Source organism: Streptomyces sp. NPDC038280, from assembly GCF_055600045.1.
Genome location: NZ_JBVJYZ010000001.1, coordinates 292,666 through 314,529, shown reverse-complemented (window position 1 = coordinate 314,529; position 21,864 = coordinate 292,666). Strand labels below are relative to the sequence as shown.

Sequence of the window (21,864 nt, the reverse complement as noted above, 5' to 3'; positions counted from 1 at the left end):
AAAGCGATTCGTGACCACCCGGGGAAGTGCGGTATTGTTCTCATGCGCGTGCGGCCCGGGGAAACCCCAGGTCAGACGGGCAACGGGACGTGGCGCAGCTTGGTAGCGCACTTGACTGGGGGTCAAGGGGTCGCAGGTTCAAATCCTGTCGTCCCGACTTGCTTTTACGCAGGTCGGAGGCCGTTCTCTCAACTATGAGGGGACGGCCTTTCGTGCGTCCGGGGCCGTGGTGATCGCAGTGTGGTCGCACGTCCGATCTGCGGCCGGTCGGCCGTGGCGCTGGACTCGGCAACGGCGGGGGAGCGGAGCCGGCGGACGACTTCGCCGAGCCGGTATGCAGCCACCGGGCGCCAAGCATGTCCTGCCGCCTGTACCGGGAGGCGGACGGCCCGGTCTCCGGGGTGCCGAGCGATGCTGCGACGCGCCGGGCACTGGCCGCGGCAACCACGTACGAGGGCGGGTGCAGCCTCGGACTGCTCTGTCCCGGAGCCCCTGGATGTCGTCGGCAGGGCCGGCCGTGGGCGAAGCGCGCCTGAGGAAGGGGGCCTGCGGGCGGTGCACCAGCAGGTGCTGCGTTCCTTCGCCAGGACCGGGAGAGCGCCCGGCCCGGAGGCTCTGGCAGCGATCGCCGCGGAGGCCGGCCGGAGTGCCGGCGCGGTGCCGGCGGTGCTGGCCGAGGAGGACTTCCTCACCGGGGACGAGCAGGGGCGCGTCCGTGCCGCGTACCCCTTCTCCGCCACCCCCACCCGCCACCGGGTCCGTATCGCGGAAGGCGCGGAGGTGTGGTCGATGCGCGCGATCGACGCACTCGGCATTCCCGCCATGCTCGACCGGGACGTGGTGATCTCCTCCGCCGCCCCCGTGACCGGCGAAAGTATCGAGGTCAGGGCCACCGCCGGCATCCTGAGCTGGGAACCCACGAGTACGGTGGTGTTCGTCGGCCAGCGGCCCGGCGGCCACGGCCTGCTGCGACGCGTTGAACTTCTTCACCAGCGACGAGACGGCACGGACCTGGACGAAGGCGCATCCGGAGGTGCCAGGCCACGTCGTCTCCCCCCGATGCCGAGCAGATCGCCCATCAGACGTTCGGACCCTTGCTCGCCCCCTGAGACGACCTGGACGACCGGACCGGCGGGCACCGCCTCTACGGGGAAGAGGCCGTGAGGCCAGTCGGCTCACACCCTGCATCCGGAGCAGCGCCATGTGCCACGGCGTTCCCTGCCCGCCGTGTCCGGCACCCGAGGTTTGAGCTGCCCTGCGGTGGCGCCGTGGACGATGCCCTCCGTCACCTGTTGGTCGACTGCGCATCCGTGACCTGCCGCAGGGCGACGTTCCGGCGATCGAGACATCCGGCGAAGGCTACGGACGGTTTACAGACCACATCGAGCACGCCTAGCGTGAAGGTACCGGCGCTCCCCGGCCGATCCTGCGGAGCGGAGCCCACCACCATGCAGACCTCCCGCTCACCACCGACCCACCCAGCCCTCGACGCCATCCGGAAAAAAGAGCCGGACGACGGGGTCTTCGAGCGAGAGGAGAGTTCCATGACGTACGCCATCTCAGGGCAGTACCTGGCCAGCTGCTCGTGTGCAGTGATCTGCGGCTGCAGTGTCGACGCCCAGCCGAGGGACACGCACGGCGGCACCGAATGCCGGGGTGCGGCCGTGTTCCACATCGCCGACGGGCGGTTGGACGACACCGACCTTTCCGGGGTCGACTTCGCCTTCTACAACCACTTCCCCTCCCACCTGACGGCCGGCGACTGGAAGGTCGGGGTCGTCATCGACAGCGGTGCCAGCGACGAGCAGGTCGACGCACTCGGCCGGATCCTCTCCGGCAGCGAGGGCGGCATGCTGGGTGAACTCGCGCAGTTCATCGGCGAATTCGTGGGTACCGAACGCGGCGAGGTATCGCTCACCGACGGTGAGCAGCCGGTCGCGAACGTCGCCGGGCGCACCCGGCTGACGTACGAGCCGCTGCTCGGCGCCGACGACGCGCCGACTACGGTCAAGAACGCGATGTTCGGCTTCGCCGCCGAGTACGGAATCGGCCGTACCAGCGGCAACTCGTCCGCCTTCGGCCTGGAGTTCGAACCGGCCTACGGCGAGAAGGCCGACTTCGTCTTCAGCAGCGAGCCGGCGGCGGGGGCGCCCAAGGGGCGCGCGTGACCCGCGCCGTCACACCGCGGAGGAGGCCGCAAGGGTCTCCTCCGCTACTGCTCGCCACCGTCTTCTCGCACGCCTCACTGGCCAAGTGCATCCCGATCGCCCTGGTCGTCGGCACCCTGCTCTCCCTGGTCAACCAGGGATCGGTGCTCTTCGCCGGCGCCGCCACCGCCGTCACCTGGGCCAGGGGGGCGGCCAACTACGCGGTACCGTTCTGCGTCTCCAGCGCCGGCTTCTACGGCAGCCAGCGGGCCATGTGGTGCGAGCAGCACCCCCGCTGATCACATCGTCCGATCACATCGGCGTCATCCCGCCCGGGGTCAGTGCCGGCAGCAGCCAGTCCTGGAAGGGCGCCAGCACGGCCATTACCAGGAACGCCACGCCCGCCACCCGGGCCAGCAGCGGGCCGCGCCGCCACAGCTTCTCCAGAAAGATCATCACGGCTATCGCGGCCATCGCCGCCACGTTCATCACCCCGAGCGGCACCAACACCACCATCAGCGCCCAGCAGCAGCCCACGCAGTACGCGCCGTGGTGCAGCCCCACCCGCAGATCGCGCACCGGCGGACGGAAGCCCGCGTACCGCATCAGCTGGGTCATCGGGCTGCGGCAGTGCCGCAGGCACACGTACTTCAGCGGCCCGAGCTGGTACAACCCCGCCAAGGCGAAGGCCGCCGCGCCGATCCACTTCCCGGCCTGGGGATCGCGGTCGACCAGGTCGCCGGTGACCGCCAGCCCGCCGTACGCCAGCAGCCCGAACGCCGTCCACGCCAGCAGGTACCCGCCGAGGAACTCGGTGGTCCGCACCGCCCTCGTCATCCCGCTCGACTGCCGGGCGATGCCCCTGGCCCAGGTCACCGCCACCGGGGCCACCGAGGGCAGCATCATCGCCGCCATCATCGCCAGCCACAGCGGCAGGAACAACGGCAGCGGCATCCCCATCGTGCCTGGCTCGATCCCCATGTCCCGGGCCTGCCCGAGCGTGATCACCCAGGCCAGCGCCGCGATCGCCACGATCAGACCCCAGGCCACCGCCAGATCCCTCGCGGGCAGCAGCACCCCGAGCCGCAGCGGCTGCTTCTCAACGGTGATGGAACGCATGGCGCTCTCCCTGAAAGGCAATTCCAGGACAGCACACCAGCGCCCGCGCGCGCCAGTGCCACGGGGCCCGGTGCGGAACCGGATCAGCCGTGAGACGTCGTGATCGACCTGTCCACGGCCCACATCTGTGACGCCTCCTCCGTCGCTGCCCTCGACGCCATCGAGCACAAGTACGCCCAGCGCGGCAAGAGCGTCGAGATCACCGCCTGAACGACCCGAGTGCCGACCTCCACAGCTCAGCGGCGAACTTGCCGCCGGCCACTGACGATCACCCGGCGAACCCCGGCCCCCGGCTGCCGATCCCGGCACGGGTCACACGTCAGGACACCGCTACGGCTTCTGCGGCGTTGGCCGGGGTGCAGCAGCAGTGGCCCGGAGCGTGCGACGGCTTGCGTCCGGTTGCCGGTGCCGGGCCGGGGTGGGTCGATGGAGGGGACACCGGAACGGAGCTGAGGCGGGTGGCGCATGGGCATCGACGTGACGGCGGAGCGGGTGATCCCGCGGCCGTGCGAACGGGTCGCGGTCTTCGCGATGGACTGGCGCCATGACGCGGAGTGGACGCAAGGCATCCGTACGGCGGAACTGACCCGCCAGGCCGACGGCGGCGGCTTCGGGACCGGTGCCGAGGTCACCCGGACCGCGTACTTCCTGGGCAAACGGATCGACTACGTGCTGCGCGTCGCCGCCTACGAGCCTCCGCGGCTGCTGGACATGGTGTCGGTCGCGGGCCCAATGCCGATGCACGTGACGTATACCTTCACCCCGACCCCGGACGGCGGCACCCTGGCCCGCATCCGCGTACAGGGCGACGCCTCCGGCCTGTACGGTCTCGCGGCGCCGTTCATGGCGCGCAAGGTGCGATCCTCGCTGGTCAAGGACCTACGGGACCTGGAGCGGCGGCTGAGCGGGCCGTAGGGGCCCATGCGGAGGGCGGAACGCGATGGCGTACGACGAAGGGTTGGCCGAGCGGGTCCGGGACCGTCTGGGAGAGGACCGGGCCATCACGGAGAAGCGCATGTTCGGCTGTCTGGTTTTCCTGTGCAACGGCAACATGGCCGTGGGCGTGACCGGCGACGACCTGATGGTCCGCGTCGGTCCGGAGGCCTCGGCCGGCGCCCTCGCGCGCCCCGGTGCGAGGATCTTCGACTTCACCGGCCGGCCGATGCGCGGCTGGGTCGTCGTGGACTCCTCCGCCCTCGTGGAGGACGGGCCCCTGACCGACTGGATCGATACGGGCCGGGCCTTCGCCGCCGGCCTGCCGCCCAAGTGAGCGCCGGACCGCCGCGTGACGGCAGGAGCGCTTCCACCCGCTGAGCCTCCCCAACGCCGCACCAGCGGACAGGGATCACGGCTGTGGTGTCAGTCTGCTGAGCTATCCTTCCCGCCACCGCACACCGACTGTAGGGACCACGAGAATTGACCGGCCTGTCTGCTTTCCCGCTGCCCTTTCATGCTTCCCGTTCCATATCGTTCGCGACACCCCGAACGCTGCGGGAACTTCAGATGATGCAGTGCAGCGCGCACATTCGGGCGAAGCCGGGGTGGTTCGACAAGATGAACGATGCCGACATCGTCGCGAGGTGGACGCAAGAAGCGGTCGCCCAGGGCCTCACCGAAGCGCAGGTTCGTTACGTGCTCGCCGAACTCGTGCACTACGCCGCGCTGCGGGACGGGCGAACCGGCGTCGAGGTGTCCGCCGTCGACGGGGTGTGGCAGTCGGACACACTGGTCGACGACAAGCTCAGATCCCGGCTGCGCGAGGCGGTGCGGGTTCTGGAGCAGGTCTCCGAAGTAGAACAGGACTGGCATCCCGGATCCGACGGGCAGGTACTGGATCTGGTTCATCCCTCACTGTTCTGCCTGGTGAGAGAGGTGAGCGGCGCGCCCGAGCGGGCTTGGCAGAACCCGACGGACCGCTACTCGACGTACGAGTTCTCGGAGAAGTTCCAGTGGCTGCCCACGGACGTCGACGTCAGTGAGGACGGCGATGTCACCTTCCGTTCGTACGTCAACAACGTCCACCCCGAGACTCATCACGAACTGGCCTCCGTCCTGCCGGACTTGTTCGCGCGCATGCGCCCGCTGCTGGAGAACGTGCTCACCGATCTGCGCCATCCGCGGCCCCTGCGGATCGAGGCCGATCCTTTCGGGTGGTACGACTCGAAGCCGGAGTTTCCGGACAAGTCCTCCTGCAGTGATGACGGGGCCTACGCGGGAGCCCTCCGCGCATGGGAAGAGGCCCAGGATGACTGGTGGGAGAACCGCCGCCCGGCCATCCCGGACGCCCCGGCCTTCACCACGCCCGAGTTGCCCGATGAATCCGCCCGAGTCGACCTGCGCGGCCGCCGTCTTCAGGTCATCGTCAAGCTCGCCACCGTTTATCTCACCCCGGAAAAGCCCGAGTATCCAGGCGGTTCCTGGCATGTCGAGGGGATGTTGAACGAGCGGATCGTCTCGACCGGCATCTACTACTGGGACAGCGAGAACATCACCGAAAGCCGGCTGAGTTTCCGGGCGGCACTCGACGACCCGGACTACGAACAGAACGACGACAACGGTCTGCGTGAGGTCTACGGCCTGGAGGACGAAGACGCACTGAACCAGATGCTGGGATCGGCATCGACGCCGGCGGGTCGCTGCCTGGCGTTCCCGAACATCCTGCAACACCGCGTCGGCTCATTCCGCCTCATGGATCACACCCGCCCGGGACACCGCAAAATTCTTGCGTTCTTCCTGGTCGACCCGTCGGAGACGATCGTCTCGACATCCGATGTGCCACCGCAGCAACCATGGTCCGGCACCTCCACCATGACGCTTGAACAGGCCAAGCACCACCGCGAACAACTCATGCGGGAACGCAAGTTCTTCGTCGACGAACACAACGATCAGCTTTACGAACGAGAATTCTCCCTCTGCGAGCACTGAACCTGTTCCGTCCTGAATACGTTCAGGTCAGGAGGGTGCGGACGGCCGTTCTCTCGCTGAGGGAACGGCCTTTCGCTTGCTCTCCGCGTGTCCGACGGTAGGGCGGAATCCTCAGACCGGGAGCAGCCGGGCGATCAGGGCGCTGAGCTGGTGGGCGTTGCGGCACGGGTGCATCTCGACCAGCGCCGCGTAGGACAGGGCCGCGGAGTCGCCCGTCGGCCACAGGGACATCTGCTCCGGGTTCAGCCAGTACACCCGGCGGGCCCGGTCCGCGATCCGCCGCAGCGCCGGCAGGTTCGGGTCGCTCATGTTCGTACGGGCGTCGCCGAGGATGAAGACGGCCGTCCGAGGTCCGACCGCGTCGAGGTAGCGCTCGGCGAACTCGCCCAGGGCCGTGCCGTAGTCGCTGCTGCCGTGCCAGCCGGTCACGGCCGCCTCCGTGAGGACACGCTCGCCGAGACCCGCCGGGTCCGCGGCGCCGCGTGAGATCAGGCCCGTGACCTCGTCCACGCGGTTGACGAAGGCGAACACCCGGACCTTGCTGAACTGGTCGTGCAGCGCCTGCACCAGCAGCATCGTGAACTGCGCGAAGCCCGCGACCGAACCGGAGACGTCACAGAGCAGCACCAGCTCCGGCCGCGCCGGACGGCGGCGGCGCAGGACCGGCCGCATCGGCACGCCACCGGTAGACAGGGACCCGCGCAGGGTGCGACGGAGGTCGATCCGGCCCCTCGCCGCACGTCTGCGACGGGCCGCGAGCCGCGTCGCCAGCTTGCGGGCCAGCGGGTGAACGGCCCTGCGCAGCTCGTCGAGTTGGTCCCGGCCCGCGAGCAGGAAGTCGACCCGGTCGGCCGTGGTCGCGACGACGCGGCGCGCGATCTCCTCCGTCCCCCGGCGTTCGGCGACCCGACGGCGCGCCTCGGTGCGTACGCGGTCGCGGAACTCCTCGATGCGGCGCCGGATCTCGTCGTCGACCAGCCGGTCGGTGAACCCGCTCGCGTCCGCGCCCTGCCGCAGGGCGGCGCGCACCCGCGCGAGCAGCGTCTGCGGCCGCAGCCGGGACAGGGTCTGGTGCGACGACCAGCCGTCCGAGCCCGGCGTGGAGCCGTAGCCGCCGAGACTGTCCACGGCTTCGGCCGCCAACCGGCTCAGCAGCGCCTGGTCGTTGGCGGCGAGCGCGTCCGCGAGGCGCTCCCGCAGCGCCGCCGTGTCCGCGTCCGTCCCCGCGCGCACGTCCGCGTCCCGGGCGGTCCCCTCCGTCCGGCCGCCGCCCTCCGGGGCGCCGACGCGGAGGGGAAAGAACAGATCGAAGACGGGGTCGAAGACAGCCCGCTGCCCCTCGTGGTGCAGCAGCGTGGAGGCGAGACCCTCCCTCATCCGCTCGCGGTCGGCGAAGCCCAGCGCCTCCAGGGCCCGCGCCGCGTCCACCGTCTCGGCCGGCCCGATCCGCAGGCCGTGGCCCCGCAGCGCCCGGACGAGCCCGGTCAGCCGGTCGGAGATCCCGCTCGGCGCGCTCACACGCTGTCCAGGTCCAGCTTCGCGGCCGCCTTCACCACGTCCTCCTGGTGCTTGAGGACCACGCCGAGGGTGTCCCGTACGAGCGTCTCGTCCAGGGTGTCCGCGCCGAGGGCGAGAAGCGTGCGGGCCCAGTCGATGGTCTCCGCGACGGACGGCACCTTGCGCAGGTCCATCGCCCGCAGCGCGCCCGCCACCCGCACCACGGACGCGGCCAGCGTCTCACTCAGACCCGGCACCTTCATCCTGACGATCCTGCGCTCCAGCTCCTCCTCCGGGAACCCGATGTGGAGGAACAGGCAGCGGCGGCGCAGCGCCTCGGACAGCTCGCGGCTCGCGTTCGAGGTGAGGACCACGAAGGGGCGGCGCGTCGCGCTGATCGTCCCCAGCTCGGGCACGGTGACCTGGAAGTCGCTCAGCACTTCGAGGAGCAGGCCCTCGACCTCGACGTCCGCCTTGTCGGTCTCGTCGATGAGCAGCACCTTCGGGTCGCCGCCGCGGATCGCGGTGAGCAGCGGCCGGGGCAGCAGGAACTCCTCGCTGAAGATGTCGGTGCGGGTCTCGTCCCACGACTCGTTCCGGCCCGCCGTGATGCGCAGCAGCTGCTTGGCGTGGTTCCACTCGTACAGCGCGCGGGACTCGTCGACTCCCTCGTAGCACTGGAGCCGGATCAGGCGCGCCTCCGCGACCTGGGCGACGGCCTTGGCGAGCTCCGTCTTGCCGACGCCGGCCGGGCCCTCCACGAGGAGGGGCTTGCCCAGCCGGTCGGCGAGGAAGACCGTCGTGGCGACAGCGGGCGAGGCCAGATAGCCGGTCTCGGCGAGGCGGGCGGCGACGTCGTCCACGGAGGTGAAGTATCCGGTGGCCGGGTGGTCCGCCGCGCCGCCGCCGGTGCGGCCCGTGCGTGCGCGGTTCTCGTCCCCGTGGTCTTCGGCGTCCCTGTGGCCTTCGGCGGTGGGGCCTTCTTCGTCGGTGAACAACAGACCTCCAGCGCGGCGGAGCGGGTGACGGCCCTCGTACTTGATCAGCTCCCCGAGCCACTCCACAACCGGCGGGGCGGCGAATGCGGCGAAGGTCACCCGCCGCGCCGCGGTCACCTCCGCGGCGAGTCGTACCTCCGGTGGGGTCAGACCCAATTGACGTCGGCCCGGGTCAGCAGTGGATCGTCCTTCAGCTGCCACAGGGGCACGGCGAAGTTGCCCGTGCGGTACCTGCCACCGAAGTGGAGGCCGAGGACGCGGTGGTCGGCGAGGTCGAAGACCGGGGACCCGCTGTTGCCGCCCAGCGTGGAGCAGTCGTGCTTCAGCGTGAACTGGCCGGGGACGAGTTCCGTCGCCACTCCCGGCTGGAGGCGTTTCACGTTGTAGATGTCCATGAAGATCCGCCGCATGGACTCCGGTTCGTTGCGGCGGCCGTCCCAGGCCGGGTATCCGATGACATAGACCGGACGGCCGACCACGTCCGCCGGCGGTTCGGCCGCGACCGGGAGCGGGGAAGGAAGGGCCTCGCCGTCCGGGGCCGGCGCCACCCGCAGCAGCGCCATGTCGACGTCGGGGTGGATGCCGATCACCTCGGTGACGTCGTACGTGTGCGACCCGTCGGACTCCGCCGCGCCGAGTTCCTCCGCGGTGTCCACGCAGGCTGTCATGGACTCCTGGAACGTCCAGCTGTCTCCGGCGGTACGGGTGAACTCCGCCGCGACATGGCGGTTGGTCATCACGACCTCGGGGCCGACGAGGAACGCCGTTCCCAGCCAGTCCAGGTCGGGGTGCCCGGAGACCTCCACCCGGCCCACCCGGGTGATCGAGTCCCGGATGCCGGCCCGCCGGCCGTCGAGGACCGACCAGTCGCCCTGCTGCGAGGGGAAGTCCTGCCCCTGGACGAGGATCGCGGGACGACCCTCGAGGAGGACGATGGCCTCGACACCGAAGTACTCGTCCTCGTCGAGCGCGTCCCCACGGCCGGCGGCCAGCTTCTCCAGTCCGGTGACGCCGGCCTCGAGGACCCTGGCGCGTTCCTCCTGGGCGAAGCGCGAGATCTGTCCGGCCGGGGCCGCGTCGGAGGGGAATTCCTCCGCCGACTCGGAGATCTCCAGCTCCAGACCCTTCCGTACGCGTTCGGCGACCTCCAGCAGGTCACCGAAGACCTGTCCGGGACCCGTCGCCACGGGTGATCCGTTCCGCATCTCACGCCACCTCCGGCTGCCTTTCGGGTTGTCGCTCCTGTGGTTCCGCCGGCCGGTCCGCGGACTGCCCGCCCCGCGACAGCGCCGACTGGGCCGCCGTGATCTCCGCGTACAGCTCCGGGCTGTGCTCCCGCACGTGGTTCAGCACGCTGCTCATCTGGGTGCCCACGTTGACGAACGCGGTCCTCCTGCCCTGGAAGTTGACGTCCTCGACGCGCCGCGTCCCCCGGTGCAGGGCGACCACCGTCCAGTCGTCGGTGAGGACGGGCGAACCGGAGGAGCCGCCCCGGGTGTCGGTGAAGTAGCGCACGTCGCGCTCGTCGGCCTCGTAGACGAGGTTGTTGCGCAGGGCGACGCGCTTGGGCTGACCGCCCGGGTGCTGGATGATGTTGACCGCGACGGGCTCGTCCCTCGTCACCCTCAGGGGCTCGGTGGCGACGCGCAGGACGTGGCGTGGCGGTCCGTCCGGGGTGAGCCGCAGGATCGCGTAGTCGAGCTCCTCGTCCCAGGCGACGAGTTCACCGGCGCTCGCCTCCTCCGTCTCCGTCTCGTCGGCGCCGTAGTCGAAGCGCGCGCGTGAGTTGCGTGCCTGGAGCCGCAGGTCCGCGGGGTCGACGGCGGGGCGTTCGGCGGTCGTGCGGGTCCGGGCGTTGACCACATGGTGGTTGGTGACGAGCAGGTCGGGGGCGATGAGCCAGCCGGTTCCCGCGTGGGGGAAGCCGTTCGGCTGGAGAGGGGCGCCGGACTGGTACGGCAGCACCTTGAGACGGGCGACCGCCGTGCCGGCCACCTCGCCGCCGCGCAGGAACTCGTACGGCACCGTGTCGTCCCGGTGGATGATCTCCTCCTTGGTCTCCCCGGTGAGCGCCGGGGCCGGGATGTCCGGCTCGCCGGCCGCGTCCCGGGCCACCCGGTCGAGGGCGTGCTGGAAGACGGCGAGGGGACCCGCCTCGGCGGTCTGGGCGACCGCGTTGCGCAGCCAGATCTCCAGCGGCACGGATCCGTCGATGAGCCGCTCCACATGGTTCATCTCGTTCAGGTCCGAGTGGACCTGCGGCCCGGGGGCGGCGACCAGCGGCAGCGTGCCTCGGTACTTGGGCATGATGCCGTCGAGCAGGAGCCGCCGGATCGAGGGATCGGTCAGACCGGCCTCCAGCGCGGCGTCACGCAGCCGGACGACCTCGTGCGCGGGGAGATAGGTGTCGTGCATGGCTCCTCCGGCCGTGGCGGGCGACGGCGGTTGCCCGGGCTGTCGCCGCGGCGGTTCATGTGGGGTTTCCGGCGGTTGCTGACGCGGTTCCTCTGACGGCTGCCGGTGCGGGGTCAGGGTCGGTACGTGGACGGCGGTGCCCGCGCCCATCGCGGCGGCGACCCCGGAGACCAGCTCCCCACTGCTGTCCCGTACCACCAGCAGCCGCTGGGCGAGTTCGTCGAGCGTGCCGAGTTCGCGGGCCTCGCGCAGCATGCCCGCCATGTCGGCGTGGGACGCCCCGCTCGGTCCCGGGCCGTCGCTCTGTCCCCAGCCGTCGGGCCGTTCCGGCCGCCCCATTCGCGAGGGCTGTGACGGTTGTGGTGCCTGTGGCGGCTCGGCGGAGCCGATGGCGGTGTCGACGATCCTCAACAGCGCGCCGCGCAGGTGGGGTTGGTCGGACAGCGTGCGGCGGATCGACTCCGCGAGGGTGTCGAGTACACCCTCGTCGTCCGTCGGCAGCCCCACCACCTTCAGGGTGTGGTCGAGCGCTCGGGGGTCCTGCCGGCCGACTTCGGCGGTGACGGCCCGCACCAGGGCCGGCCGCTGGGTGAGTGCCTCGTCCGGCAGCCGTCGCAGCCGCCGGGCGAGCCGGTCCTCGACCTCGCTCTCCTCGGCGGCGGAGGCGCCGGTGAGCCGGGCACGGGCCAGCATCGCGCCCATCGCCTCGAAATCGCGCCCCAGGTGCGTGGCGATGTCCTCCGCCTCCACCAGGTCGCGCTCGGCGGCCTCGACGTCACCGTCCTCCTCCGCGAGCCGGGCGGACAGCAGCAGAAGCTCCAGCTGGGGTTCGGGACGGCCCGCGTCCTGGGCGCGGTCCACGGCCTCCTCGGCCACCGCCCGCGCCTCGGTGCGCCGCCCCTGCCGGGCCAGCGTCTCCACCAGCAGCGGATGCAGCGGGCTGCCCGCGGTCCACGGCCTGCGCTCGGCGAGCCGCGCGGCGGCCTCCTCGGTGAAACCCTGCGCCAGCAGGTCCTCGACCTCGCGGGCCGCGATCCGCTCCCAGTCCTCCTGATCGGCCTCGGCCATGACCTGGTCCGGGGTGTGCCCGCCCAGATGTCCGGTGAGGAAGGCCGCCGAGCGGGCCGTCATGTCCTGGGCGGCCTCCTCGAGATAGCGCTCCACACCCGGCGTCCAGCGCTCCTCGACCGCGCGAGGGTTCTCGTTCAACCGCAGCCGGTGGTAGATCTCCTCGGCGCGGTTCTCCGGGCCCTCGCGCGCGGCGTAGTAGGCCACGGCGCGCTGCCCGACCCTCCGCATCACATCGGTACGGTCCTGTTCGGCCAGGCGCAGCATGATGGCGCGCAGGTCGGAGCGGTGACGTACGGCCTGCGGACCGGACGGCTCCACGAGGTCGAGGCGGGACAGCAGTCCGAAGAGACGGCGGGCGTCGTCGGGGGAGAGCGGCGCCAGCCCGCAGGGCTCGGCGAGGACCTCCGCGATCAGGTCGGGGGTGATGGTCCGCAGCGCCATGCCCGCCTGGGCCAGCTCGCGGACGTCGCGGTTGGCGATGTGCTGCAGGATGCGCTCGTAGAGCGTCCCCTGGACGAGCATCTGGTCGACCTTGCGGTAGAAGTACCGCCGCCGGGCGGGCAGGCTCTCGACCAGCTCGCTCAGTGACCGGGCCTCGCCGCCCGCGAGTACCGCCGCCCGCGCGGCCAGTTTCAGACTGAGGGGATGGCCGCCGACCCGCTCGGCCAGCGCCTGCGCGACCTGGGGGTCCTCGACGCCGCAGGACGTCAGCAGCCCGACGGCCGCCTTCATGTCGACATCGCCGAGGGCGATGGTGCGGGGCGCCATGACCTGTGCGGGGTGGCCGACCGGCGCGCGCCCGGAGACGATGAACCGCAGCCGGGGGCAGACCTCCTGGAGCGCGGCCCAGATGGCCCACATGCGGCCGATCACCGGGGATCCGCGGTACTGGGCCTCCTCGAAGGAGTCCACCGCGATCACCAGCGGCGGGCCCGCCTCACCGGCGGGTGTCGCCACCGCCCGTACGAGGATCCGGCCGACCCGCCGCACGAGATCCGTCTCGCGCGCGCCCGCCAGGACGTGGAACCCGGACGACGACGCCCGGCCCAGCGTGGGGCGGGTGGTGGACAGCTCGAACAGCTCGTCGACCTTGCTCTGTTCGATCCGCTGGGTTCCGGCCGTGAGCTCGCACTCGTCCGCCACCGCGTCGAACTCGCCCTGGAAATCGGGGTACTGGATGCCGAGCTGCCGCGCGATCTCCGCGATCAGCGTGGCCGGCTCGTGGATCGAGAGGGTCGGCCGCTCGAAGTCGACGTAGGCGAAGGGGAATCCGGACCGGAAGTCGCGCAGGCTGTCGAGGAGGAACTTCGCGAGGAGCGTGCTCTTGCCGACGCCGCCGAGACCGTGGATCACCAGCGGCGGCTCGGGAGTGCGGGTGACGGCCCGCACGATCCCGTGTCTCGTCTGCCGCAGACGGGCGGACGGGGAGTCGGCGGGCAGCCCGACATAGGTGCGCAGCTGGTCCAGTTCGTCCGCGCGGCCCTGGAAGGATCCCCGCACGAGCCGTTCCAGCGGTTGCACCAGCCTCGCCCTCTCCAGGCGCCGCTGGATGTGCTCGACGTCCGGCAGGCCCGTCATTCTCGGAATCCGGGAGAGCCACAGCACCGCCTGGAGCGTGTCGGCGAGCTCGTCGACGCTCTGTCCCTCCACGTCGGGGGGCGTGCCGGACAGAAGGGCGAGGGCGGTGCGTTCGGGTCCCGGGCCCTCGGGAATCTGACCGAGGTTGGCCTCCAGGGCGCGCCGGGCGGCCTCCGGGCCGGTGAGACCGCGCAGCGTCGCCTCCCGTACGCCCGGCTTCAGCACCCAGCTGGTCGTGCGGCGCATCCCGAGGGAGGTGCAGTCGTGTACGAGTTCCAGCGCCGCGCCCCCCGGCGCCGGCGCCGCGCCCCCCGGCGCCGGCGCCGAGCCCTCCGCCGCCCGCGCCTCGTCGGGCAGCCGCAGATGCGTGGGGTCGAACTGGGTGAGCAGACAGGCGGCCTCCCGGTAGAGCCTGCGAAGGTCCCGCACCGGCTCACGGCGGGTCGCGGACGCGGCCCGCAGCTCCTGCCGCAGTCTCGTGGTGAAGTCCTCGCCGGGCGCGAGCGAGCGGTGGACCCGTACCGCCTTCTCCGTCGCCGTGCACACCTTGCGCATATAGCTCTCGTCCTCCGGGCCTCCCGGCGCCTCGGCGGCGCACAGGACGGCCGTGACCGCCTCCTCCACCAGGCCTGGGATCCGGGAGGCGTCGACGACGGGCGAGGACTCGGCGAAGAACTGACCGAAGAAGGCGCGCAGATCGTCCGGACCGGCCGCCCTGGCCGTGTCCCGGCACTCGTTCTTGCGGATGTCGTAGGGCAGTTGACGCATCGTCGCCGAATAGCCCAGCAGGACCAGTCGGGGCGCGGTCTCCAGGCGTACCGGCGCGTACTCGTAGATCGCCAGGGCCAGTTTCCCGATGCAGTCCCATACGTCGGAGTTGATGTCGAGCTTGTCGCACTCGTCGAGGACGAGCCAGAACCGCTCGTCCGCGGCGGTCGCGCGGCTGACGACACGGTGGATGGCGTCGTCGATCGAGGGCAGTGGATCGTTCAACTGTGTCGGATTCAACGGCGGGATGCCGGTGCGCGGGTCGGTGACGAACTCGGCCAGCCGCTGAATCACCTTCTCGGCCCTCGACGTACGTGACAGCGTGATCCGCACGGGACGGAACCCGCAGTGCTGTCCGAGGTGACGGATCAGGTTGTAGGTGTACGACCGCCCGCTGTCCGGATCGCCGTCGACGACCAGGACGGTCTTCTCCGGGTCGTGCACGAATTCCCGCAGACTGCCGCGCAGATCACCACGGTCGATGAACACCTCGGTGCCGTTCTTGAGAACGCTGGTCAGGAAATGGTCCTGCGCGGAGAAGTGCAGATCCTCGTCCTCGTGCAGCCTCGCCCTGAATTCCTGCGCCTCGGCGCCGGCCTGCGCCGCGCTCAGGTCGTCGAGTCCGAGCAGGGCGTCGAGGAGGCGCCGCTGGGAGGCGATGTCCTTCCTGGACGCCTGCACGACGGCGATCGCGTTCTGGCCGCTCTTGGCCGTCAGGGGCAGGTCGGCGATGAAGTCCTGAGGGAACCCGAACTGCCTGAGCGGTGTATAGGGATCGGGGGTGTCAAGAAAATAGTCCCGCACCCATGTGGTGACGAGTCCCCATTCGGTATCGGTGAGCGGCATACCGCACCTACCCGGCCGCCCCAGGCGGCGTGCGACGGTCCTGACGTATATATGTCATGGTTTCACTCGGTCTGTTCCGTCGCAAGGGCGGCCAGGCGGACCGTCGCGGCGGCCGCCGCTCCCCGCTACGCGACCCCCGCGAGCCCCGCCTTCACCTGGCGGGTGATCTCGTCGGCGAGGACCTCCTCCCTCCCGGACTCCACGGCGTCCAGGGTCTGCCGGGCCACCTCGGCGGGGCTGGTCTTGGGCTGGTCGACTCCGGCCGCCATGTCGGTGTCGATGAAGGCCGCGTGCGTGGCGACCACCAACGTGCCCTGGGCGCGCAGCTCTTCGCGCACGGCGTTGGTCATCGCCCAGGCGGCCGCCTTGGAGACGCCGTACGAGCCGATCCGGGGCAGCGTGTGCCAGGACAGGACCGAGAGCATGTTGACGAGCGCGCCGCCGCCGTTGCGGGCCAGTACCGGCGCGAAGGCACGGCACATCGCCAGGGTGCCGAGGTAGTTGGTGTCCAACTCCGCCCGCGCGCCGTCGAGTTCGGGGGAGCTCAGCAGCGAGTCGCCGCGCAGGATCCCGGCGTTGTTGATCAGGAGCGTGGTGTCGCCGCAGCGTTGGGCGGCGGCGGCGACCCGCGCGGGGTCGGTGATGTCGAGCGGTACGGGGACCAGGCCCGGGTCGGTGACGGTGGCGGGGTCACGGACGCCGGCGTAGACGGTGCGCGCACCTCGCTCGAGAAGGGCGAGGGCGAAGGCGCGCCCGAGGCCCCGGTTGGCTCCGGTCACCAGTGCGGTGCTGCCGGCGATCTCCATGAGGGTTCTCCAGGATGGGTGAGTTGGGAAAGTGAACTCACCCTAACCCTGTGAGTTTGAATTTCCAACCCACTCGGGAGTGTGGGGCAGCGCGGTCGCCAGCTGGGCCCGTGAACGCACATCCAGCTTCTGGTAGATACGCGTCAGCCGTGCCTCGACCGTCTTCACACTCAAGTACAGCTTCGCCGCCGCCTCCTGATTGCTCGCCCCCTGGCCCACCAGCAGCGCCAGCTTCATCTCCGCCTCCGTGAGGGAGGCCACCGCGTCCCCGGACGCGGGGGCCGGATCGGTGACCCGGGCCGCCGGCGTCTCCGTCGTCAGCGCCAGCCATGGCGCGGCCCCGGCCCGCTCGAAGACCGCCGCGGCCGCCTGCAGCGCGCTCTGCGCGGCGGAGCGTCTACGGCGCCGGCGCTCCACCCGGGCCAGCGTGATCAGCGCCCGTCCGCGCTCCAGCGGAAGACCCGCCGCCGCGAAGCGCTCGGCGGTCCGGCCCAGCGACTCCGCCGCCTCGTCGGACCTGCCGGTCGCCGCCAGGTACTGCGCGTACGCCCGGTCGCAGCCGAGCAGCACCGACGTACGCCCCAGACGCTCCGCGACCGGCCGCACCTCCGCGAGCAGGGCGGCCGCCTCCTCCGGGCAGTCGTTCGCCAGCAGCGCCTCCGCCAGCTCCTCGTGCCAGCGCAGCATCGACGGATCGACCGCCGACTGGGCCCGCTCGTCCGCCTGCACCCGGCGGAGAGTCTCCAGGGCGGTCGCCACGTCGCCGTCGACCAGCTGGACCCGGCCAAGGGCGTACAGACTGCGGGAGAGGAAGACATGGTCCCCCTCCTCCTCCGAGGCCTGGACGCTGCGCCGGGCATAACTCGCCGCACGGGCGAACGAGCCTCCCGCGGTCTCCGCGAGCGCCAGCGTGTACCAGGCCGGGCCGGGGGACAGGCCCGCCTCCAGCGTCAGGGCGAGGGAACGCCCGGCGTGCGAGAGCGCCGCCGCGCAGTGGCCCTGACGCGCCTCGATCTCGGCGAGGGTGTGGAGCAGCTCGATGGAGTCCTCCACCGTGCCCCGCCGCTCGACCAGCGGCAGCAGGGCGTTCAGCTGGTCGCGGGCGTCGGTGAGCCGGTCGTCGAACAGCGCGTGCCGGATCGTCAGGATCTGCGCCGCGTTGTGGATGCCGAGCGGCCGCTCCACCATCTCCAGCGCCCGCGCCTCGGTGAGCACCCGCTCCGCGTCCGGCGACCCGAGGGCGCGGTCCATGCGCGCCTGTACGGTCAGCGCCCTCGCGGCCGTCTGCCGGTCGCCCACCGACCCGGCGAGCGCGGCTGACTCGACGGCGGCGGCACGGGAACGCACCGGATCGCCGTCGGCGAGGACGTACTTCACCGCGAGACGCAGCTGCACGGCCGCCCGCAGGGCCGTATCGCCCTCGGAGTCCTCCATGGCGTGGACATACATCTCGTCGAGATCGGTCAGGCCCTGGCCCGCCGTGTCCAGGACCGCGAGGCGCGCGCGGACCCGGTCGGCCGGCGCGGCGTCCCGGGCCAGCAGGTCCGTCGCCGCGCGCATCGCCAGATCGGCGCGGGCGGCGCGGGCCGCCTCCTCGGCGGCGTCCACGAGCCGGGTGATCCGCCGCTCCCCGTTCCGCACGGGTGTCGACTCGGCGGCGAGCAGCGCCAGCTCGGCCGCGAGCGCGCTGTTGCCGCGGCGCCGCGCGGTCTCGGCCGCCGCCGCGACCTCCGCCGCGAGATCCTCGTCCGGGATGTCCGTGGCCAGCGCCCGGTGCCGTACGGCCTCCACCGGGTCGTCCACGACCCGGGCCAGCGCCGCGTGGCCCGCGCTGCGCTCGGTCCAGCAGGCGTCGTGCACCAGGGTCGAGGGCAGGACCCCGGCGGTGAAGCCGACCGTCCCGTCCTCCTTGAGGGAGATCAGGTTCGCCCGCTCGGCGGCGGCGAGGTCCGCCTCGGCCGTGGGGCGGCCGGTGCGGCGGATCAGCGACGCCGTCGGACGCAGCGCCAGCGCGGCCAGCAGCAGCGTGGAGCGAACGGCGGGCGAGGCGACACCCAGGAGCTGGCGGGCCAGATCGCGGGCCCGCCCGGACAGCGACAGCGCCTCGGCATGGTGCACCGGCGTGCGCGCGTCGGCGAGCGACCGTCCGACGGCGAGCGCGAGCCGCGGGTTGCCGCCGCTCGCCTTGTGGATCCGGCCGGCCATCCGCGACGGCAGCCGGTGGTGGATGAGCAACTCGGCGATCTCGTCCGCGTGCAGCGGCGGTACGAAGAGCACATCGGCCTCGGACGGCACCCAGAGGGGTTCGGGGTCCGCCGGCTCGCCCGTGGCGGATGCCACCGGGCCGTAGGCCGTCGGGGTCTCCACGGCGATCGCGCGCAGCGCGGGCGGGGCCAGGTGCAGGGCGAAGCGCAGCAGATCGGCGCTGTCGGGGTCGATGCGCTGGACGCCGTCCACGACGAGAAGGACGGGGCCGCGCGCGGTCAGCGTCCGGAGGATCTGGGCGAGGGCGAGCCGGAGCGCGATGGGGTCCCAGCCGGTGGCGGGGATCGGCGCCTCGCGGCAGAGCATGGCGACGGCCGTGCGCTGCGGGCCGGGCAGCCCGTCGAGGATGTCGTAGGGGCCGAAGCCGGCCGTGGGGGCGGCGTCGGGCCCGGGATGGGACGCGGACGCGAAGCCGGATCCGGTCATGGAAGCCGGACCGGGCGCGGCGGCGAAACCGGGACCCGAGCCGTGGCCGGCGGCGGTGAGCGGACTTCCGGAAGCGGACGCCGGCGCGGCTCCCGCCCCCGGGCCCGGCGCTCCGGCGGCCGGGCCGTGTCCCAGGCCGTACCCGGTGCCGGCCGCTCCCCCCTGCGCGGGCCGGTCGGCGGCCCATGACGCGGACGCCGACACCGACGCGACCAGCGCGGCGGCGGCCGCGCCCGGTATGCCCCGGTCGGCGGGGAGCGTGGCGAGCCAGAGCACCGTCTCGCCACGGGCTTCGGCGCGTGCGGCGGCGGCCAGCGCCAGTTCCGTCTTGCCGACCCCCGCGGGACCGGTGAGCAGGGCGCGTCCACGGGTGTGCAGCACCCGGTCCAGCCGCCTGATGAGTTCCGCCCGCCCGACAGGCGCGGGACGGTACGCCGCCGACGTCACCTACCCACCACCACCTTCCGGCGTGCGCGGGCCCCCTGCCCGTTCGAGCAGAGGATACGAAGCAAGTGGCTCCCGTCCAGGCCCCTCGTCCGGCATACGGACAGGTACAGACCGGACGGACCGCGGGGCGCGCCCGCGGCATATGCCTGCGAACGCGCCCCTGACCAGCGGTGATGCGTAAAAGGTCCGGTCTCAGAAGGTGAGACTCCAGGAGTCGATGTATCCGGTGTCACCCGAAGCCACGTCCCGGACCTGCAGCTTCCAGGTGCCGTTGGCGACCTCGCTCGACGCGTCGACCGTGTACGTCGCGAGGACGTTGTCGGCGCTGTCGGAGGACGAGGAGGCCTTCAGGTTGCGCACGGTCCCGTCCGGGGCGATCAGGTCGATGACCAGGTCGCCGCGCCAGGTGTGCTTGATGTCCACGCCGACCTTGAGGGTCGAGGGCGCGTTGCCGGTGCGTCCGGTGACGGCGATCGACGAGGAGACGGTCGCGTTGTCGGAGATCGTCACATCCGTCGCGTTGCTGAAGGTGGTACCGGCCGGCGGGGTGGTGCCGGTGACGGCGGCGATGCTCTTCGCCGCGTCCGCGATACCGGTGCCGCAGCCGCCGGTGCAGGTGCCCGGGAGCGGCCTGGCGTTGCTCTTGATCGCCGACTCGATCTCGGCGGGGGTCAGAGTGCTCTTGGCCGACTTCAGCAGCGCGGCGAGCCCGGCGATGTGCGGGGCGGCCATCGAAGTGCCCTGGTAGGGCTTGTAGTTCTCCGTCGACTGGACGGTGGTTCCGGAGTTCAGCGTCGACAGGATGCCGTTCTCGGGGGTGGTGATGGTGCCCGGCGTGTCGGTGGCGCGGCGGGTCTCGCCACCCGGGGCGGAGACGTCGATGATGGTGCCGTAGTTCGAGTAGAACGAACGGTTGCCCTCACGGCTGGTGGACGCGACGTTGATGACGCCCGAGCAGTTGGCCGGAGTGAATCCGGAGGCGTTGGCGTTGCTGTTGCCGGCCGCGACGACCACGGTCGTGCCGCGGGACACGGCGCCGTTGATGGCGGTCTGGTAGACGCTGGGGCAGGTCGCGCTGGCGCCGCCGAGGCTCATGTTGATGACCTTGGCCGGGTTCGCGTTCACCGGGACGCCGGGGACGGTTCCGCCGGACGCCCAGGTGATGGCGTCGGCGATGTCGGCCGAGGAACCGCCGCACTTGCCGAGCACGCGCACGGGCTGGATCTTCGCGTTGTACGCGATGCCCGCGACACCCTTGCTGTTGCCGGTCGTGGCCGCGATGGTGCCCGCGACGTGCGTGCCGTGCCAGGACGAGTTGCTCGCCTTGGAACCGGTGCCGCACTCGCCGTCGGTGGCGCTCCAGTCGCCCTCGTCCTTGGCGTCGCTGTCACGGCCGTTGCCGTCCCGCGCGTCCGTGGAGGAGGAGATGAAGTCGTACCCCGAGACGACGTTGCCGGCCACGTCCGAGTGGGCCGCGTAACCGGTGTCGATGACGGCGACGGTGACACCGCTGCCGGTGCCCTTGTCCCAGGCGCCGGGGACGTTCATGCCGCCAGTGGCCTCGAACAGGTCCCACTGCTTGCTGTACTCGGTGTCGTTCGGGGTGACCGCCATCGCGTAGGCGCGGATGTCGGGCTCCACGGACGCCACCGAGGAGTCGGCGCGGAAGGCGGCCATGACCTCGGCCACGTCCTGCTTGGAGGCCGCGTCGCCCAGGTCGACCAGGGCCGCGCCACCGGCGAGCCGGCGCTCGAAGGCGAGGCGCTCGCCGGTCTGCTTGCCCTTGGCGGCGGCGTCGCTCTTGGCCGCCGCGTTGGAACCGGCCTCCGGCGTGCTGGACTTGTAGGTGACGATGACCTTCTCGACCGGAGCGGTCGGCAGGCCGGCCATGGTCTGCGAAACCGGAGCCGGCTTCGGCGAGGGGGCCGCCGGGGCGGCGGCGAACGCCACGGTGGAGGTGGCGACGACACCCGCGATGGTGGCACTCGCGGCAGCGACGGATATGAGTCTCCGCCTGGAACCGTTCAAGGTGTTCCCTTTCACTGACGACGTACGTGCGGAGCGCGGGCGGGCGGCGCGGGAAAAGCGGTGCGGTGTGGGGGTGCGATCCGCAGTTCCCTTGGGCCGGGTTGCCCGCGCGCCGCCGCCGACGCGACGGCCCTGGGTCAAGGCCGTCACCGGGACATCTCGCTCTCCCTCATGCACCTGACAGGTGCCCCTTCGGAGGCTGAAATGCGCCGGTGCGGCAGACAGTAGGGAACGGCGAGATGAACCCGATACGGGGAAAACCCTTGTCACCCCCGCACAGGCCCCGCACAGCCCTCGCACAGCACCGCGCGGACCCCGCGAGGGCATGGCCGGGAACGTTCGGCCGCTCCGGGTCGCGTTCGCTCCAGCTCCGCGGGGCCGTTCGCTCCAGCTCCGCGGTGCGTTCGGCCGGACTCCGGGAGGTGCGGCCGGCTCGCGGATCCACCCTCCGGATTCCCGATCGCGATTCTTCATTCCTGTGCGTCATGTCATTGCCGGGGTCCGCGGTCCGCCCTCTGCCAAGCTGCG

Annotated in this window: 13 protein-coding genes, 1 tRNA gene and 2 pseudogenes; 8 read left to right on the top strand and 8 right to left on the bottom strand. The window is 71.6% G+C overall.

Going from position 1 to position 21,864, the window contains the following annotated elements:
• Positions 1–83: 83 nt before the first annotated feature.
• From ACZ7J0_RS01395 to nrtS, 4 genes and pseudogenes are all read left to right on the top strand, one after another.
• Positions 84–157: transfer RNA gene (locus ACZ7J0_RS01395), tRNA-Pro, on the top strand.
• 254 nt (positions 158–411) lie between these two features.
• Positions 412–1,249, top strand: a pseudogene (locus ACZ7J0_RS01390) (alkylmercury lyase family protein).
• Between the two features lie 295 nt (positions 1,250–1,544).
• Positions 1,545–2,168, top strand: a complete 624-nt coding sequence (locus ACZ7J0_RS01385; protein ID WP_470882929.1) for a DUF1326 domain-containing protein — start codon at positions 1,545–1,547, stop codon at positions 2,166–2,168.
• Positions 2,165–2,446: a nitrate/nitrite transporter NrtS gene (nrtS, locus tag ACZ7J0_RS01380; protein WP_470882928.1), complete on the top strand. Its 282-nt coding sequence runs from the start codon at positions 2,165–2,167 to the stop codon at positions 2,444–2,446. Before ACZ7J0_RS01385 ends, nrtS begins: the two co-directional genes overlap by 4 nt.
• Positions 2,447–2,459: 13 nt before the next feature.
• On the opposite strand, the gene ACZ7J0_RS01375 is transcribed toward nrtS, so the two are convergent.
• On the bottom strand, positions 2,460–3,266 hold the full coding sequence (locus tag ACZ7J0_RS01375; protein WP_470882927.1) for a DUF2182 domain-containing protein: 807 nt from the start codon (positions 3,264–3,266) through the stop codon (positions 2,460–2,462).
• A gap of 96 nt (positions 3,267–3,362) precedes the next feature.
• Here ACZ7J0_RS01375 and ACZ7J0_RS01370 point away from each other — a divergent pair.
• The 4 genes and pseudogenes from ACZ7J0_RS01370 to ACZ7J0_RS01355 form a co-directional block, all read left to right on the top strand.
• A pseudogene (locus tag ACZ7J0_RS01370) lies at positions 3,363–3,531 on the top strand (SulP family inorganic anion transporter); the annotation flags it as partial.
• Between the two features lie 200 nt (positions 3,532–3,731).
• Complete coding sequence (locus ACZ7J0_RS01365; RefSeq protein ID WP_470882926.1) at positions 3,732–4,181, top strand: SRPBCC family protein; 450 nt, start codon at positions 3,732–3,734, stop codon at positions 4,179–4,181.
• Positions 4,182–4,206: 25 nt separating this feature from the next.
• Positions 4,207–4,536, top strand: coding sequence for a TfoX/Sxy family protein (locus ACZ7J0_RS01360; protein ID WP_470882925.1), 330 nt, complete (start codon positions 4,207–4,209; stop codon positions 4,534–4,536).
• A 146-nt stretch (positions 4,537–4,682) separates the two neighbouring features.
• Positions 4,683–6,191, top strand: coding sequence for a DUF4246 domain-containing protein (locus tag ACZ7J0_RS01355; RefSeq protein WP_470882924.1), 1,509 nt, complete (start codon positions 4,683–4,685; stop codon positions 6,189–6,191).
• A 111-nt stretch (positions 6,192–6,302) separates the two neighbouring features.
• On the opposite strand, the gene ACZ7J0_RS01350 is transcribed toward ACZ7J0_RS01355, so the two are convergent.
• From ACZ7J0_RS01350 to ACZ7J0_RS01320, 7 genes are all read right to left on the bottom strand, one after another.
• Positions 6,303–7,709, bottom strand: coding sequence for a vWA domain-containing protein (locus ACZ7J0_RS01350; RefSeq protein WP_470882923.1), 1,407 nt, complete (start codon positions 7,707–7,709; stop codon positions 6,303–6,305).
• On the bottom strand, positions 7,706–8,551 hold the full coding sequence (locus tag ACZ7J0_RS01345; protein ID WP_470884081.1) for an AAA family ATPase: 846 nt from the start codon (positions 8,549–8,551) through the stop codon (positions 7,706–7,708). The genes ACZ7J0_RS01350 and ACZ7J0_RS01345 overlap by 4 nt, the downstream gene beginning before the upstream one ends.
• Positions 8,552–8,832: 281 nt before the next feature.
• A complete protein-coding gene (locus ACZ7J0_RS01340; RefSeq protein ID WP_470882922.1) occupies positions 8,833–9,891 on the bottom strand; it encodes a trypsin-like serine peptidase in 1,059 nt (352 codons plus the stop codon).
• A gap of 1 nt (position 9,892) precedes the next feature.
• Positions 9,893–15,364, bottom strand: a complete 5,472-nt coding sequence (locus ACZ7J0_RS01335) for a trypsin-like peptidase domain-containing protein (RefSeq protein ID WP_470882921.1) — start codon at positions 15,362–15,364, stop codon at positions 9,893–9,895.
• A gap of 125 nt (positions 15,365–15,489) precedes the next feature.
• A complete protein-coding gene (locus ACZ7J0_RS01330) occupies positions 15,490–16,170 on the bottom strand; it encodes an SDR family oxidoreductase (protein WP_470882920.1) in 681 nt (226 codons plus the stop codon).
• Positions 16,171–16,212: 42 nt separating this feature from the next.
• Positions 16,213–19,308, bottom strand: coding sequence for a helix-turn-helix transcriptional regulator (locus ACZ7J0_RS01325; RefSeq protein WP_470882919.1), 3,096 nt, complete (start codon positions 19,306–19,308; stop codon positions 16,213–16,215).
• A 192-nt stretch (positions 19,309–19,500) separates the two neighbouring features.
• On the bottom strand, positions 19,501–21,198 hold the full coding sequence (locus ACZ7J0_RS01320) for a S8 family serine peptidase (protein WP_470884079.1): 1,698 nt from the start codon (positions 21,196–21,198) through the stop codon (positions 19,501–19,503).
• Positions 21,199–21,864: the final 666 nt, after the last annotated feature.